The organism is Amycolatopsis sp. NPDC004625 (genome assembly GCF_040609695.1).
In the GTDB taxonomy this organism is placed as follows: Bacteria; Actinomycetota; Actinomycetes; order Mycobacteriales; family Pseudonocardiaceae; genus Amycolatopsis.
Genome location: NZ_JBEXKX010000035.1, coordinates 44,309 through 58,692 on the forward strand (window position 1 = coordinate 44,309; position 14,384 = coordinate 58,692).

Below are 14,384 nucleotides of genomic sequence, written 5' to 3' on the forward strand. Positions count from 1 at the left end.
CGCTGCGGACGCGTTGGCGGTCCCGGTCGACGAAGTCGACGCTGCCGGCGGGCCTGGGCCAGGTGATCACGGTGTGCTCCCGGTGGCCTTGAAGAACACGTAGTGGAAGGTCCCGTCGGGACCGGTGGTGCGGTGCAGGTCCGCGACCCCGCGGGCCCAGCCGTCCGCGGTGGCGAGGCCGCGCGCGACGGCCGTCTCGCCGACGCCTTCGACCATCGCGGTGAAGGTGTCGCGGGTGAACCCGGCGACCAGCTCGGGCCGGGAACCGTCGGCGTAGACGGTCCGCGGTTCGACCGTGACGCCGGCGAACCCGGCGCCGTTTAGCAGCGGGTGCAGCCGCCGTCCGATGAGCGCGTCGCCGCCGGCGTCGGCCTGCAGCCGGACCAGGCAGTCGATCGCCGCCTGGGCGTGCTCGCTGCGCGGGTGGAAGAACGCCGACCCGTGGTCGCCCTCGATGACGGTGATCGTGCCGCCCGGCCGCAGCAACGTCTTGAGGTGCGCCAGCGCTTTCTCCGGCTCCGGCAGGTGTTCCAGCACGAAGCAGACGAAGACGTGGTCGTACTCGCCGTCCAGGTCGAACAGGTCGGCCTGCCGGAAGTCGACGCCGCCGACCCGGGTGCGCGCTTGCGGCAGCGACGCGGCGGAGACGTCGACCGCGGTCAGGTGCGCGTCCGGGCTGCGGGCCACGAGGTGGACGGTCTGGGCGCCGACGCCGCAGCCGGCCTCCAGCACGCGGCTGCCCGCGGGGTAGGCCGTCCCGGCGTGCAGGAGCTCGGCGAGGGTGTCGGCCTGGTCGCCGAGGCGGCGGGTCTCGGGTTCGGTGTATCCGTGCACGTAAGCGGTGTCCATGGAACCAGCGTCCTGCGACAATGGCCCGATGGACAGAGCCAAAACGCCGCTCTCCGAGGGGTCCATAGGATCGGACTTCCTCCAGCTCGACGTCCGTGAGGCACCGCCGGGCGGGCTCGCGGACTGGCTCGCCGGGCAGCTGCGCGCCGCGATCGCCGACGGACGGCTGCCGGTCGGGGGCCGGCTGCCCGCGTCCCGGGTGCTGGCCGCGGAGCTGCGCGTGTCGCGGGGCGTCGTCACCGAGGCGTACCAGCGGCTGATCGACGACGGGCACGCGGCGGGCCGCGGCCGGGCGGGCACGGTGGTGGTCGCCGCGCCGGTCCTCGCGCCGGATCCCGCGCCCGACCGCCCGCCCTCGACGGTGATCACCTCCGTGCCGGGGGTGGAGGTGTTCGACGCGGTCCGCGCGGTCCCGGCCCGGATCGACCTCACCCCCGGCGTCCCGGACCTGACGGCGTTCCCGCGCGCGGCGTGGCTGCGTGCGGAGCGGGCGGTGCTGGACGAGCTCGAGCCGGCCCACTTCGGCTACGGCGACCCGCGCGGCGCGCCGTCGATGCGGCTGGCGGTGTCGCGCTGGCTGGCGCGCAACCGCGGGATCCGCGTCGACCCGGGCGAGATCATCGTGGTCTCCGGGGTCGCGCAGGCGTTGACGCTGGTGGGCGAGGTGCTGCGACAGCACGGCGTCGATGCGGTGGCCGTCGAGGATCCGGGTTCGCTGGGTGCCCGCCAGCACCTGCACCACTGCGGCCTGGCGACCCCGCCGGTCCCGGTGGACGAGGACGGCGTGCGTGTCGCTTCCCTGCAGGCCCCGGCGGTGCTGCTGACCCCGGCCCACCAGTTCCCGACGGGCGTGGTCCTGGGCGGTGAGCGCCGCCGCGAGCTGATGCAGTGGGCGGCCGGCGGCGGCATCGTCCTCGAGGACGACTACGACGCCGAGCACCGCTACGACCGGGCGCCGGTGCCCGCGGTCCGGTCGATGCTGCCGGAGGTCTGCTACATGGGCAGCGTGTCGAAGCTGCTGGCACCGGCGCTGAGGGTTGGCTGGCTCCTGGCGCCGCCGCGGTTCTTCGCCGATCTCGTCGCCGCGAAGCGGTTCGCGGACCTGGGGAACGCGGTGCTGGCCCAGCTGGTGCTGGCCCGGCTGATGGAGACGGGCGAGCTGGAGCGGCAGCTACGGGTGGTCCGGGCCCGCCACCGCCGCCGCCGCGACGCGATGATCCGCGCGCTGGCTTCCGACCTCCCCGGTGCGGTGGTCCACGGCGCGGCGGCGGGGCTGCACCTGACGGTGACGTTCGACGGCGAGGTGGACGACGTGGCGGTGGCGGCGGCCGCGCTGGGGGAGGGGGTGAAGGTGCAGCCGCTGTCGTGGCACCGGCAGGTGCCGGGGCGGCCGGGCCTGGTGCTGGGCTACGCGGCCCGGACGGCGACGGAGATCGCGGAGGGCGTCGCGGTACTGGGGCGGCTGGTTACTTCTTGAGGACGCCGGCTTCCTGCTCGACTCGTTCGAAGATCTCCATGTCCGTCTGCTGCTGCCAATCCGGCAGGTCGTTCCAGTCGGCCACGTAGGCAGGCTTGGGATCGGGGATGTGCTTGAGGATTTGGCCGATCCAGCACAACGAGACGAACCGGCCTTTCTGCTCGCGAGTCAGCTTCGTGGCGGCGCCGTCGGTTGCTCGGATGAAGGCCGCTACTTGGTCGTAAACGGCGGCCGCGCTCTGGCGTTCCCAGTCGGGCGTCTCGTCCCACGGCGCGATGTAGCCGGGCTTGGGCTCACCGGGATAGTGCTTGATGACGCCGGCGATCCAGGCTTCGCGGAAGATGCGGCCGTGCTCTTCGGACAACGAGATCTCCTCCATCAGGCGGGAACGGCCTTGAGCCGGGCGATTTCCTGCTCAAGGTGGCGAACGTGCGTGTCGGCCCGGAACGGAGCCAGCCGCGGGCGGAGGACGGCCAGTTTGCGGCCGACGTACCCGGCGGAACCGGTCTGGCGCGCCACGTCGAGGGCGGCACTGCCGTAGGTGACGAGCTGGTGGGTGTCGCGCCGCTGCACGCCGATCGTGGCGAGGTCCGTCAGGACGCTACCTCGGCGACGAGGGGAGATATCCCGGTAGAGGGCGTCTGACAAGGTTGCTTCAGCGAGGTCCGGACGGCCGAGTTCGACGTAGCAGGCTCCCCGTTCTTCGGGCAGGCGAGAGCCCTCGAAGCGAAGCCATCCGCTGCTGCGCACCTGGCCATCAAGGGCCGAAACCTCTTCTGCGGTGGCCAGCGCTCGCTCGCAAGCGGCCAAGTCGCCGAGGCCCGCGTGGGTTTGGGCCTGGACTGCCGCCACCCAATGGCGGGTGGACAGGTCCGGGTCACCGCGGCGGGCCAGAGCGGCGGCACCTTCGAGCAACGGGGCGGCCTGGTCGAATTGCCGCTCGTACACCCCGATGAAGGCGTGCCGGGTCATGGCGCAGGCCCAAAGGTCGAAGGCTTCGGCCTCCTTGCCGACGCCGGCCGCGAGGGCGTAGCACTGGGCGGCATCGGTGTACTGGTCGCTGTCGAAGAAGATTTCGCCGCACAGCTGGAACAGGTCGGCCGCGGCGACGCACAGCTGTCGCCGCACGGCAGAAGTCTGCGGCTGCCGGAGCGCCGTGGTCAGGACGCCGAGTTGTTTCCGCACCACCGGGAGCGCCAGCTGCTTGGATTTCGACCGGGAGAAGACCTGCCACAACCGCGCGTTCAGCCGGTCGTACTCGGCAGCAGCGGTCAGATCCAGGCGACCGGTGGTGCCGGCGTGCTCGAGGCGTTCGAAATCCACCTGCTCGTCGAGCGGAGGCACGGCCAAAAGGGCTCCGGTCATGGAGACGAGACGCAACAGCTCGCGGCGGTTCACCTCGTCCACGCCCTCAGCGTCCGCTGCGGATGGGCCGGGCAGCCCGGCACAGTGAGCGGACGGGGGTGCGCCAGGAACAGCGAACCACAACAACCGAGCCGGAATCCGGAGCACACGTGCCCACTGTATGAGCTTCGAGAGGTCTTGGGACGGTGCGCCGGTCTCCATGCGGCTGAGCTGCGTCTGGTCGATGCCGACCCAGCCCGCGACGACTCCTTGTGACAGCGGCCGTCCGTGCCACGGGTTGCGGCGGTACGCGTGGATGACCCGGCCCATGTGCCGGGCGGCGAGGGCGTCCAGCAGCTCGTCGGTCTGCCAGAAACCCGGCGGCACCTCAGGGGCGCCGACAAGAGTATTCCTGGTCCGGCGCCCGCACGGACCGCAGGTGCCGGCGGAATTGTCCCGCGCCAGGCGCGCACCACAACGGCAGTAGCGGGCGGCGCGGGAAACGCTCATCTGTGCGGCCTCGGCAATGTGGTCTGACATCCGGTACGGCAACGGTCACTCTATGCGCTCTACCGCCTGGTTTCCATGCGTCCGGTGCATACCTGTCATACACGGACCGTCATGATCTTCGGCGATATCCGGGAGCAGGGTGAACGCCAGGCACTCCGGCGACCGGCAGACCGATCCGCGGCAACCGGGAGCTGATCGGGCTCCCGCTGCTCGTCGCTGTCCGTGGTCATCCGTCCTGGCCGCCGGGGTGCGTCCACCTCCCCGACGCGCACCCCCCGAGGACCGCATGACCAGCGCAACGCTTCCAGCTTTCCCGGCCTCCGCCCGCGACGAGTCGGCCATCCGTTCGGCCTACGGCTACCTGCGGGTCCCCGCCGACGTGCCGGACCACGAGATGCTCTGTCTCGAGCAGGCCCTCATCGCCTTCGCCCAGTCCGAGGGCTTGTCCTTCGCCGGCTTCTTCTTCGAGTTCCGAAGCGGCTCCCGTGCGGGCTTCAACGAGCTCATCGCCGAACTCCGCCGCGTCGGTGCTCGTCACGTCGTCGTGCCGAGTCTTCGGCACCTGGCTGTGAACAGCCTGCTCCAGAACGCCATGCAGGACCGCCTGGCCATCGACGCCGGAGCCGAGGTCCTCGCCATGTGGCCCGATCGGTAAAGGATCCACAAAGGACAGTCAAGCCGGTGTGATCATGCTCTCGCAGGGGAATGTGCCACTTGGTTGCCATACGCAAGCAAGTTGCTTAGCCTAGCTAAGGGACTTTGCGAGCAGAGAGGTTGCACAGTGGCGCAACGCCGGACGTATTCGATCGCGGAACTGGGGCCGCGGTACAAGTGGATCGCGCTGTCCAACACGACGCTGGGCATGCTGATCGCCACGATCAACTCTTCGATCGTGCTGATCGCGCTGCCCGACATCTTCAAGGGCATCGGCATCAACCCCCTGGAACCGGCCAACACCAGCTACCTGCTGTGGATGATCATGGGCTTCCTCGTGGTCACCGCGGTGCTGGTGGTGAGCTTCGGCAGGCTCGGCGACATGTACGGCCGTGCGAGGATGTACAACCTCGGCTTCGCCGTCTTCACCGTTTCTTCCATCATGCTGGCCATCACCTGGTTCGACGGCGACGCCGCCGCGTTGTGGCTGATCGGCTGGCGGATCGTGCAGGGTGTCGGCGGGGCCTTCCTGATGGCGAACTCCTCGGCGATCCTCACCGACGCCTTCCCGGCCAACCAGCGCGGGCTCGCGCTCGGCATGAACGGCGTCGCGGCCATCGCCGGCTCGTTCCTCGGCCTGGTCGTCGGCGGGGTGCTCGCGCCGGTCGACTGGAACCTGATCTTCCTGGTGTCCGTGCCCTTCGGCGTGATCGGCACGATCTGGGCCTACCTCAAGCTGCACGACACCGGCGTCCGCAAGCACGCGCGGATGGACTGGTGGGGCAACATCACCTTCGCCGTCGGCCTGATCGCCGTGCTGGTCGGCATCACCTACGGCATCCAGCCGCACGGCACGTCGCAGACCGGCTGGACCAGCCCGATGGTGCTGAGCTGCCTGATCGGCGGCATCGCGGTGCTGATCGCGTTCGTGATCATCGAGTCGAAGGTCGACAACCCGCTGTTCCGGCTGTCGCTGTTCAAGATCCGGTCGTTCACCTGGGGCAACGTCGCGAACCTGACGGCGTCGCTCGGCCGTGGCGGGCTGCAGTTCATCCTGATCATCTGGCTGCAGGGCATCTGGCTGCCGCAGCACGGCTACACGTTCGAGCAGACGCCGCTGTGGGCGGGCATCTACATGCTGCCGATGACGGTCGGCTTCCTGCTGGCCGCGCCGACGTCGGGCATCCTCGCCGACCGGATCGGCAGCCGCATGCTCGCTTCGGGTGGCCTGTTCCTCACGGCCGTCACGTTCCTGCTGCTGATCATCCTGCCGGTGAACTTCGACTACTGGGCGTTCGCGGCGATCCTGCTGATCAACGGCATCGGCATGGGCATGTTCTCCTCGCCCAACCGCGCCGAGGTGATGAACAGCCTGCCGGCGGACGCGCGCGGCTCCGGCGCGGGCATGATGACGACGTTCCAGAACGCGGCGATGGTCCTGTCGATCGGCTTCTTCTTCAGCCTGATCATCTCCGGCCTGTCGAGCAGCCTCCCGTCGACGATGCACGACGGCCTGGTCGCGCACGGCGTCCCCGAAGCGGCGGCGGCCCAGGTGGCGAACCTGCCGGCGGTGGCGGTGCTGTTCGCGGCGTTCCTGGGCTACAACCCGATCCAGCAGCTGCTGGGCGGCCAGCTGACCGCCCTCCCGCCGGACCAGGCGTCGTTCCTGACCGGCCGCAGCTTCTTCCCGAACCTGATCTCCGGCCCGTTCCAGTCCGGCCTGGCGGTGGCGTTCGGCTTCGCGATCGCGGTGTGCCTGATCGGCGCCGTCGCGTCGCTGCTGACGAAGGACGCGCGGCCCGGGGACCGCGAGTCGGTGGGCGAGGAACTGGCCGCCGTGGCCGGGGAGTCGGGCACCGGGCCGAGCGAGCTGGTGTCGCCTTCCCGCGAACGCTGACCGGGTAGTTTCGGAAGCCGGGTGCCGCGGTGGCACCCGGCTTTCCCGGTTGCGGTTCTAGACCGTGGCGAGCGCCGGCTCGGTCACTTCGGCGGCCGGCTCGATCTTCTTCGCCCGGCGCCGCGCGATGATGCGGCGGCCGACGTCGATCATCGGGACCTCGACCCAGCGGTAGAGCAGGTCCGCCGCCAGCAGCCCGGCGATCGTCACGGCGACCGCGGTGAGCGTCCGGTGCGGCGCGAACTGCGGGATGGCCCCCGCGAGCGCCAGCGCGACGACGCCCTGCATGAGGTAGAGCGAGTACGAGCGCTCGCCGACGAACCGCATCGGCCGCCGCGAGAGGACCCACGCCAGCGGGCCGCCGCCGGCGACCAGGGACGGCACGAGCAGGGCCGCCAGCAGGATGTACCCGGTGCCGGTGATCGAGCCGCCTTCGTCGTGCACGAACTCGGCGATCTCACCGAACTGCGTCTGCACCGCGATCAGCGCGGCGGCGACCACGAGGCCGGTGACGGGGTGGGTGAACACCCGGAGCGCGGCGAAGCCCTTGCGGTGGTGCAGCACGATCGCCAGCGTGCAGCCGATGAGGATCGGCGAGTACGCGCCCGCGTAGGGCATGAAGGGGATCAGGGCGAGCATGATGGCCACGAGCCCGAGGGCGAGGCTCAGGCGCTTCACGAAGCCGAGCGCGCCGAGGCCGAACGCGAGCAGCGGCCACACGAGGTAGAACTTCTGCTCGACGCCGAGGGTCCAGGCCTGGCCGAACAGGGCCATCTGGTGGTATTCGCCGACGAAGGCGACGTTCCACGGCAGCGCGGAAACGATGCCGCTGTGCCGCAGCCCCAGCCCGCGGAAGTAGGCGAAGACGACGACCACGCCGATGACGACGTAGTAGACGGGGAGGATCCGGAACGCCCGGCGGATGTAGAACTCCGCCAGCGAGACGCGGCCGGCGCGGTCTTCCTCGCGCAGCGCCAGCGTGGTGATCAGGTACCCGGAGAGCACGAAGAACAGGTGCACCCCGATCCAGCCGTTGGCCCGTTCCCAGTTGGGACCGCCGTAGTGGAAGACGACCACGAGCACGGCGGCGACGGCGCGGACGCCGTCGAGGGCCGGGAATCTTCGGGTCGCCAGGTACTCGTCGTGCGTCATCATTGCGTGATCCCCCCACGAATGCTCAGCTGAGAACCCGCACACTGTAATCGGGCGATCCCGGCATTCACTCGTTGGGGGGACCTATGGGGCGACGGTGACGGACCGCGCGCGGCCTGCTTACTTGCGCCAGGCGGTGCGCTGCTTCCGGATGTCGAGGACCAGCAGCAGGATCAGGAACAGCGAGAGGCCGATCAGCCACACGTTCTCGGTGTTGTTCTCGTGGTTGCCCTTGATCATCACCAGCAGGATGATCGCGCTGACCCAGCCGGCGATGCGGGTGGCCTTCGGGAACGAGCCGTGCCAGCCCCAGGCCGCGGACGGCTCGTCGCGCGGGTCCACCTCGGGCCGCCTCTTCTCGACCGCCTTGCCTGCCACGATGAACTCCTCAAACCCCGTGAACCTCGGACCCGCCGATGATCCCACACCTCCGGGTGCACCGCGGACACGCCCCGCGCGACAATGACCGGCGATGACTACCTCGCGAAGCGTTCTCGTGCTCGGCTCGACCGGGTCCATCGGCGTGCAGGCCCTCGACGTCGCCGCGCGCAACCCGCACCTGTTCCGGGTGGCCGGGATCGCCGCGGGCGGTGCCGATCCCGCCGCGCTCGCCGCGCAGGCGATCGCCCACGGCGTCGATGCCGTCGCCGTGACCAGGGCCACGGCCGCCGAGGACGTCCAGCTCGCGTTGTACGCCGAGGCGCAGAAGCGCGGGTACGCCCAGGGCGAGTTCAAGCTCCCGAGGCTCTTCGCGGGCTCCGACGCCGTCACCGAGCTGATCGACGCCGTGTCCGTCGACACCGTGCTCAACGCCCTGCCGGGGTCCCGCGGCCTCGAGCCGACGCTCAAGGCGCTCGCCACCGGCGCCACCCTCGCGCTGGCCAACAAGGAATCGCTCATCGCCGGCGGGCCGCTGGTGCTCGCCGCGGCCAAGCCCGGGCAGCTCGTGCCGGTCGACTCCGAGCACTCCGCCATCGCGCAGGCGCTGCGGGCCGGCCGGGAAACCGAGGTCGCGCGGCTGGTCCTGACCGCGTCCGGCGGCCCGTTCCGCGGCCGCAGGCGCGCCGACCTCGCCGGTGTCACGGTCGAGCAGGCGATGGCGCACCCGACCTGGTCCATGGGCCCGCTGATCACGATCAACTCCGCCACCCTGGTCAACAAGGGCCTCGAGCTGATCGAGGCGGCGCTGCTGTTCGGCATCGCGCCGGAGAAGATCGACGTCACCGTGCACCCGCAGTCGATCGTGCACTCGATGGTCACCTTCACCGACGGCTCGACGATCGCCCAGGCCAGCCCGCCCGACATGCGGCTGCCGATCGCGCTCGCGCTGCACTGGCCGGACCGCGTCCCCGGCGCCGCCCCCGCGTGCACCTGGGACAAGGCCGCGACCTGGACGTTCGAGCCGCTGGACGACGACGCCTTCCCGGCCGTCGAGCTGGCCCGGCACTGCGGCACCGCGGGCGGCTGCCTGCCCGCCGTCTACAACGCCGCGAACGAGGAGCTCGTGTCCGCCTTCCTCGCGCAGAACACCAGCTTCACGTCGATAGTGGACACTGTGTCCGAGGTGGTGGGAGCCGCCGACGAATGGCGTCGCGAACCACGCGACGTGGAGGACGTACTCGCGGCCGAGCGCTGGGCTCGGGCACGGGCCGGTTCGATCATCGAGGGGAAGTAGCGGGTGCTCGCCTACATCATCGGTGTGGTGCTCTTCGCGCTGGGGATCTGCGTCTCCGTCGCACTGCACGAGGCCGGCCACATGGTCACGGCGAAGGCCTTCGGCATGAAGGTCCGGCGGTACTTCGTCGGCTTCGGGCCGACGGTCTTCTCGTGGCGCCGCGGCGAGACCGAATACGGCCTGAAGTGGATCCCGCTCGGCGGGTTCTGCGACATCGCCGGCATGACCGCGCTCGACGAGGTCACCCCGGACGAGGCGCCGCGCGCGATGTGGCGGTTCAAGACCTGGAAGCGCACCGTCGTGATGTCGGCCGGGTCGATCACCCACTTCATCCTCGGCTTCGTGGTCCTCTACCTGATGGCCGTGACCATGGGCCTGCCGAACCTGACCCCCGCCGACACGACGCCGGTGCTCTCGGCGACGTCCTGCGCGCGGTCGGCGACGACCGAGGAGCAGGCCAAGGACACCAGCTGCCCGCCGGGGTCCGTGCGCCCGGCGGAGGCCGCCGGGCTGCGGGCGGGCGACAAGATCCTCGCCGTCGGCGGCAAGCCGGTCGCGAGCTGGACCGAGATGCTCGCCGCGGTGCAGGCCACCAAGGGCCGCACCGAGTTCGACGTCCAGCGCGGCGACCAGCGGCTCGCGCTCATCGTCGACGTGCCGCAGGTGCAGCGCTGGACCACCGCCGGCGTCAAGGAGGTCGGCATGATCGGCGCCTCCCCGCAGCAGCCCGCCGTGACCACCCAGTACGGCCCGGTCGCCGCGGTCGGTGCCACGTTCAGCTTCACCGGCACGATGTTCGCCGAGACGGCCCAGCGGCTCGTCGAGTTCCCCCAGCGCATCCCCGCCGTCGTCACGGCGATCTTCGGCGGCGAGCGAGACCCGAACACCCCGGTCAGCGTCGTCGGCGCGAGCCGGATCGGCGGCGAGGCCGTCGAGCGGGGCATCTGGGTGCTGTTCTTCTTCCTGCTGGCCAGCCTGAACTTCTTCATCGGCGTGTTCAACCTGCTGCCGCTCCTGCCGCTGGACGGCGGGCACATCGCGGTGGTCTGGTACGAGCGCGTCCGCGACTGGATCCGCGCCAAGCGCGGCAAGGTGGCCGGCGGGCCCGTCGACTACACCAGGTTGTCCGGGATCACGATGGTGCTGGTCCTCATCGGCGGCGCAGTGACGCTACTCACGGTGACCGCGGACATCGTCAACCCGATCCGCCTGCAGTAGCGACCCGCCACGGAGGGGTTCCGGCTCCTCCGTGGCGCGCCGCACAGGCCGTAACGCTGCTCACCGTGACGGTTGACATGGTGAAGGTGGCCCGGTCGGGGTAGGTACGCTGGAAGCCGTGACCGTCGCACTCGGTATGCCCGCCCTGCCCCCGCCCGTCCTCTCCGAGCGCCGCAAGACCCGCCAGCTCCACGTGGGTTCGGTCGGCGTCGGCAGCGACTTCCCGATCTCCGTCCAGTCGATGACGACGACGCTCACCTCCGACGTCAACGCGACCCTGCAGCAGATCGCCGAGCTGACCGCCGCGGGCTGCGACATCGTCCGCGTGGCGTGCCCGTCGGCCGACGACGCCGAGGCGCTGCCCGCGATCGCGCGCAAGTCGCAGATCCCCGTCATCGCCGACATCCACTTCCAGCCGAAGTACGTCTTCGCCGCGATCGAGGCCGGCTGCGCCGCGGTGCGCGTGAACCCGGGCAACATCCGCAAGTTCGACGACCAGGTCAAGGAAATCGCTCAGGCCGCGAAGGACCACGGCACGCCGATCCGGATCGGCGTCAACGCCGGTTCGCTGGACAAGCGGATCATGGACAAGTACGGCAAGGCGACGCCGGAAGCGCTGGCCGAGTCGGCGCTGTGGGAGGCGTCGCTGTTCGCCGAGCACGACTTCCACGACATCAAGATCTCGGTGAAGCACAACGACCCGGTGGTCATGGTGCGCGCCTACGAGCTGCTCGCCGAGCAGTGCGACTACCCGCTGCACCTCGGCGTCACCGAGGCCGGGCCGGCGTTCCAGGGCACGATCAAGTCGGCCGTCGCGTTCGGCGCGCTGCTGCGCCAGGGCATCGGCGACACGATCCGCGTCTCGCTGTCCGCGCCGCCGGTCGAAGAGGTCAAGGTCGGCATCCAGATCCTGCAGTCGCTGAACCTCAAGCAGCGCAAGCTGGAGATCGTGTCCTGCCCGTCGTGCGGCCGCGCGCAGGTGGACGTCTACACGCTCGCCGAGCAGGTCACCGCCGGGCTCGAGGGCATGGAGATCCCGCTGCGCGTGGCCGTCATGGGCTGCGTCGTCAACGGCCCGGGGGAGGCCCGCGAGGCCGACCTCGGCGTGGCGTCGGGCAACGGCAAGGGCCAGATCTTCGTCAAGGGCGAGGTCATCAAGACCGTCCCCGAGCACGCGATCGTCGAGACGCTCATCGAAGAGGCCATGCGCATCGCCGAGGAGGCCGGAGAGTCCCTCGGTGAGGGCGCGCCGGTGGTCACCGCCGGCTGATTTTCAGGGGGTCCGGGTGACGGAGTCCCCGGCCCGGGGCGAAGCCCCGGATGTCACGGCTGATCTGCTGCCGGACGACGCTCTGGAGGCGTCGTCCGTGGTGGCCAACCGGGCGATGAACCGCGAGCGCCGGTTGGCCGGCCGTGACGGCTACGCGCGCGTCCTCGGTCACGACATCCTGGGCCTGCCGCCGGGCGCCCGCTGGCTCGACCTGTGCTGCGGCAGCGGGCGCGCCCTCCTGGACGCGGCCGACGCCCGGCCGGACCTGGACATCACCGGCGTGGACCTGGTCGGGTACTTCGCGGCGGCCGGGCCGGTGCGGTTCGTGGCGGCGTCGATCACGACGTGGCTGCCCGGCGCCCGGTACGACCTCGTCACCTGCGTGCACGGCCTGCACTACGTCGGCGACAAGCTGGGCGCGCTGCTGCGGGCGGCGTCCTGGCTGAGTGACCACGGCGTGTTCGTGGCGAACTTCGACGTCGCCGGGATCCAGGCGCCGGGCGGGGCGCGCCGCGTCCTGCGGGCGTTGCGCTCCGCGGGGTTCGAGTACGACGCGCGCACCCACCGGATCCGGCGTGACGGCCCCTTCTCGGGCACGCTGCCGTTCCGGTACCTCGGCGCGGACGACCGGGCCGGCCCCAACTACACGGGCCAGCCGGCCGTCGCCTCGCACTACTCAGCCCTGTAGGTGGTGTTGGGCGGCGTCGCGGATCTGCAGGCGGACGTTCTCGAGCGCGGCCGCGACCTCGTCGATCTGCTGCGAAGCGAGCTGGATCGCGCCTTGGATCGCGGTCGCGGTGGACGTCTCCCCGAGCAGGCCGAGCACCTGGGCCTGGAGGTCTTCGAGGTCGCTCTTGGTGGCGAGCGCGATGCCGGTCGGCACCTGGTCGGCGAGCAGCTCCAGCTGCTGCGCCTGCTCCTGGATCGTCATCGGGTGGTTCCTTCCGCGGTGGGGACGCACGTCCGTGTTATCAGACCCGGAACTGTCGGTGGTGACGATTACGCTCGCATTCGTGACCGTGACCTGGGCTGTCCACGATCCGCACCCGGTGGTGCGGCCCCTGGTCACGCGCTATGTCGGGTACGCGCAGGAGGGCGTCACGCTGGCCGTCCACCGCGGCCTGCCGTCGCGGCACGTGACGCTCGTCATCAGCCTCGCCGGGCCGGTGCGGATGGCCGGGCGGAGCCTGCAGGCCCTTCTCGGCGGCCTGCACACGCGCGCGGTGCTGATCCGGCAGGACCGCGTGCAGGAGGGGCTGCAGCTGGAGCTCGACCCGCTGGGCGTGCGGACGCTCTTCGGCGTCACGGCGGCGGAGCTGAGCGGCGAGGTGGCCGACCTCGCCGACTTCGGCCTCGGCTCCCTGCCGGAGCAGCTGGGTTCGCTGCCGACCTGGGCCGAACGGTTCGCGCTGCTCGACGACGTCCTGGCCGCCCGGGCCGTCGACCCGGTGGCCCCGCCGGCCGAGCTGGGCGAGGCGTGGCGCCGGCTGCGGCGGGCGGACGGGCGGGTGCGCGTGGCGGACCTGGCGGACGAGGTCGGCTGGAGCCGGCGGTACCTGGGCGAGCGGTTCCGCACGGAGCTCGGGCTGCCGCCGAAGCAGGTGGCGCGGGTGCTGCGGTTCGAGCGGGCCGGGCGGCTGCTGCGGCAGGGGCACGCGGACCTGGCGTCGCTGGCGGTCGAGTGCGGCTTCTACGACCAGGCGCACCTGACGAACGAATGGCGGGCGCTGGCGGGCTGCACGCCGGGCACGTGGATCGCCGAGGAGCTCCCGTTCCTCCAAGACCAGGAGGCGGAAGTGGCGCGAAGCTGACGGCATGACTCCCGAACCGAACGTCTGGCCCGCTCTCCGGTACGACGACGCCCCGGCCGCGGTCCGCTTCCTCGTCGACGTCCTGGGCTTCACCGAGGCGCTGGTGGTGCCCGAGGGCGAGCTGATCGCGCACGCCGAGCTGCGCTGGCCCGAGGGTGGCGCGGTGATGCTGGGCAGCGTCCGCCCGCCCGACGGCGTCCACGACGCGATGAAGCCGGGCACGGCGGCGGTGTACGTGGTGTCGGACAAGGTCGACGAGATCCACGCGCGCGTGCAGGACGCGGGCGCGGAGATCACGGCGTCACTGACCGACACCGAGTACGGCTCGCACACGTTCAGCCTCCGCGACCCGGAGGGCAACTCCTGGACGGTCGGCACCTACCGCGGCGCGGCCTGACCCCGGCCTGCCGACGCCCGGCGATGACCTGCGCGGCCCCAGGGTCGTGGGGGGGGGGGGGGGGTCGAGTTCCAGGGAGAGAAAGACGAACACCAACCCGACCGCGGGCGGGGGGCGGGGCCGGCCGCCC

15 protein-coding genes are annotated in these 14,384 nt (G+C 71.0%); 9 read left to right on the plus strand and 6 right to left on the minus strand.

Going from position 1 to position 14,384, the window contains the following annotated elements:
• Window positions 1–66: 66 nt before the first annotated feature.
• Window positions 67–849: an L-histidine N(alpha)-methyltransferase gene (locus ABZW17_RS32430; protein ID WP_354822724.1), complete on the minus strand. Its 783-nt coding sequence runs from the start codon at window positions 847–849 to the stop codon at window positions 67–69.
• A gap of 28 nt (window positions 850–877) precedes the next feature.
• Between ABZW17_RS32430 and ABZW17_RS32435 the strand changes: the two genes are divergently transcribed.
• Window positions 878–2,326: a PLP-dependent aminotransferase family protein gene (locus tag ABZW17_RS32435; RefSeq protein WP_354822726.1), complete on the plus strand. Its 1,449-nt coding sequence runs from the start codon at window positions 878–880 to the stop codon at window positions 2,324–2,326.
• On the opposite strand, the gene ABZW17_RS32440 is transcribed toward ABZW17_RS32435, so the two are convergent.
• The gene (locus ABZW17_RS32440) at window positions 2,316–2,690 is read right to left on the minus strand and encodes a hypothetical protein (protein WP_354822728.1); all 375 of its coding nucleotides are present in this window, start codon (window positions 2,688–2,690) and stop codon (window positions 2,316–2,318) included. The two genes, ABZW17_RS32435 and ABZW17_RS32440, sit on opposite strands and share 11 nt — an antisense overlap.
• A 14-nt stretch (window positions 2,691–2,704) precedes the next feature.
• Entirely contained in the window at window positions 2,705–4,222 is a 1,518-nt protein-coding gene (locus ABZW17_RS32445) for a transcriptional regulator (protein ID WP_354822730.1), read from the minus strand.
• A gap of 244 nt (window positions 4,223–4,466) precedes the next feature.
• Between ABZW17_RS32445 and ABZW17_RS32450 the strand changes: the two genes are divergently transcribed.
• Both ABZW17_RS32450 and ABZW17_RS32455 read left to right on the plus strand, forming a co-directional pair.
• Window positions 4,467–4,835, plus strand: a complete 369-nt coding sequence (locus tag ABZW17_RS32450) for a hypothetical protein (RefSeq protein WP_354822732.1) — start codon at window positions 4,467–4,469, stop codon at window positions 4,833–4,835.
• Window positions 4,836–4,961: 126 nt separating this feature from the next.
• Window positions 4,962–6,731, plus strand: coding sequence for an MFS transporter (locus tag ABZW17_RS32455; RefSeq protein WP_354822734.1), 1,770 nt, complete (start codon window positions 4,962–4,964; stop codon window positions 6,729–6,731).
• A 57-nt stretch (window positions 6,732–6,788) separates the two neighbouring features.
• Here ABZW17_RS32455 and ABZW17_RS32460 read toward each other — a convergent pair whose 3' ends face one another.
• Both ABZW17_RS32460 and ABZW17_RS32465 read right to left on the minus strand, forming a co-directional pair.
• Window positions 6,789–7,886 (minus strand): acyltransferase, encoded by a 1,098-nt coding sequence (locus tag ABZW17_RS32460; protein ID WP_354822736.1) that lies wholly within the window; start codon window positions 7,884–7,886, stop codon window positions 6,789–6,791.
• Window positions 7,887–8,003: 117 nt separating this feature from the next.
• Window positions 8,004–8,261 carry a DUF2631 domain-containing protein gene (locus tag ABZW17_RS32465; protein ID WP_354822738.1) on the minus strand — a complete coding sequence of 86 codons (258 nt, stop codon included), beginning with the start codon at window positions 8,259–8,261 and terminating at the stop codon, window positions 8,004–8,006.
• Window positions 8,262–8,355: 94 nt separating this feature from the next.
• Between ABZW17_RS32465 and dxr the strand changes: the two genes are divergently transcribed.
• From dxr to ABZW17_RS32485, 4 genes are all read left to right on the plus strand, one after another.
• Entirely contained in the window at window positions 8,356–9,558 is a 1,203-nt protein-coding gene (dxr, locus tag ABZW17_RS32470; RefSeq protein ID WP_354822740.1) for a 1-deoxy-D-xylulose-5-phosphate reductoisomerase, read from the plus strand.
• A 3-nt stretch (window positions 9,559–9,561) separates the two neighbouring features.
• Complete coding sequence (locus tag ABZW17_RS32475) at window positions 9,562–10,776, plus strand: site-2 protease family protein (protein ID WP_354822742.1); 1,215 nt, start codon at window positions 9,562–9,564, stop codon at window positions 10,774–10,776.
• A gap of 118 nt (window positions 10,777–10,894) precedes the next feature.
• The gene (gene ispG / locus ABZW17_RS32480) at window positions 10,895–12,046 is read left to right on the plus strand and encodes a flavodoxin-dependent (E)-4-hydroxy-3-methylbut-2-enyl-diphosphate synthase (RefSeq protein ID WP_354822744.1); all 1,152 of its coding nucleotides are present in this window, start codon (window positions 10,895–10,897) and stop codon (window positions 12,044–12,046) included.
• Between the two features lie 16 nt (window positions 12,047–12,062).
• Window positions 12,063–12,734, plus strand: a complete 672-nt coding sequence (locus ABZW17_RS32485) for a class I SAM-dependent methyltransferase (protein ID WP_354822746.1) — start codon at window positions 12,063–12,065, stop codon at window positions 12,732–12,734.
• On the opposite strand, the gene ABZW17_RS32490 is transcribed toward ABZW17_RS32485, so the two are convergent.
• Window positions 12,723–12,977: a hypothetical protein gene (locus tag ABZW17_RS32490; RefSeq protein ID WP_003057586.1), complete on the minus strand. Its 255-nt coding sequence runs from the start codon at window positions 12,975–12,977 to the stop codon at window positions 12,723–12,725. The genes ABZW17_RS32485 and ABZW17_RS32490 overlap by 12 nt on opposite strands.
• Window positions 12,978–13,059: 82 nt before the next feature.
• Here ABZW17_RS32490 and ABZW17_RS32495 point away from each other — a divergent pair, with 82 nt between their 5' ends.
• Both ABZW17_RS32495 and ABZW17_RS32500 read left to right on the plus strand, forming a co-directional pair.
• Entirely contained in the window at window positions 13,060–13,857 is a 798-nt protein-coding gene (locus ABZW17_RS32495) for an AraC family transcriptional regulator (protein ID WP_354822749.1), read from the plus strand.
• 4 nt (window positions 13,858–13,861) lie between these two features.
• Entirely contained in the window at window positions 13,862–14,254 is a 393-nt protein-coding gene (locus tag ABZW17_RS32500; RefSeq protein WP_354822751.1) for a VOC family protein, read from the plus strand.
• The last annotated feature ends 130 nt before the right edge of the window (window positions 14,255–14,384 follow it).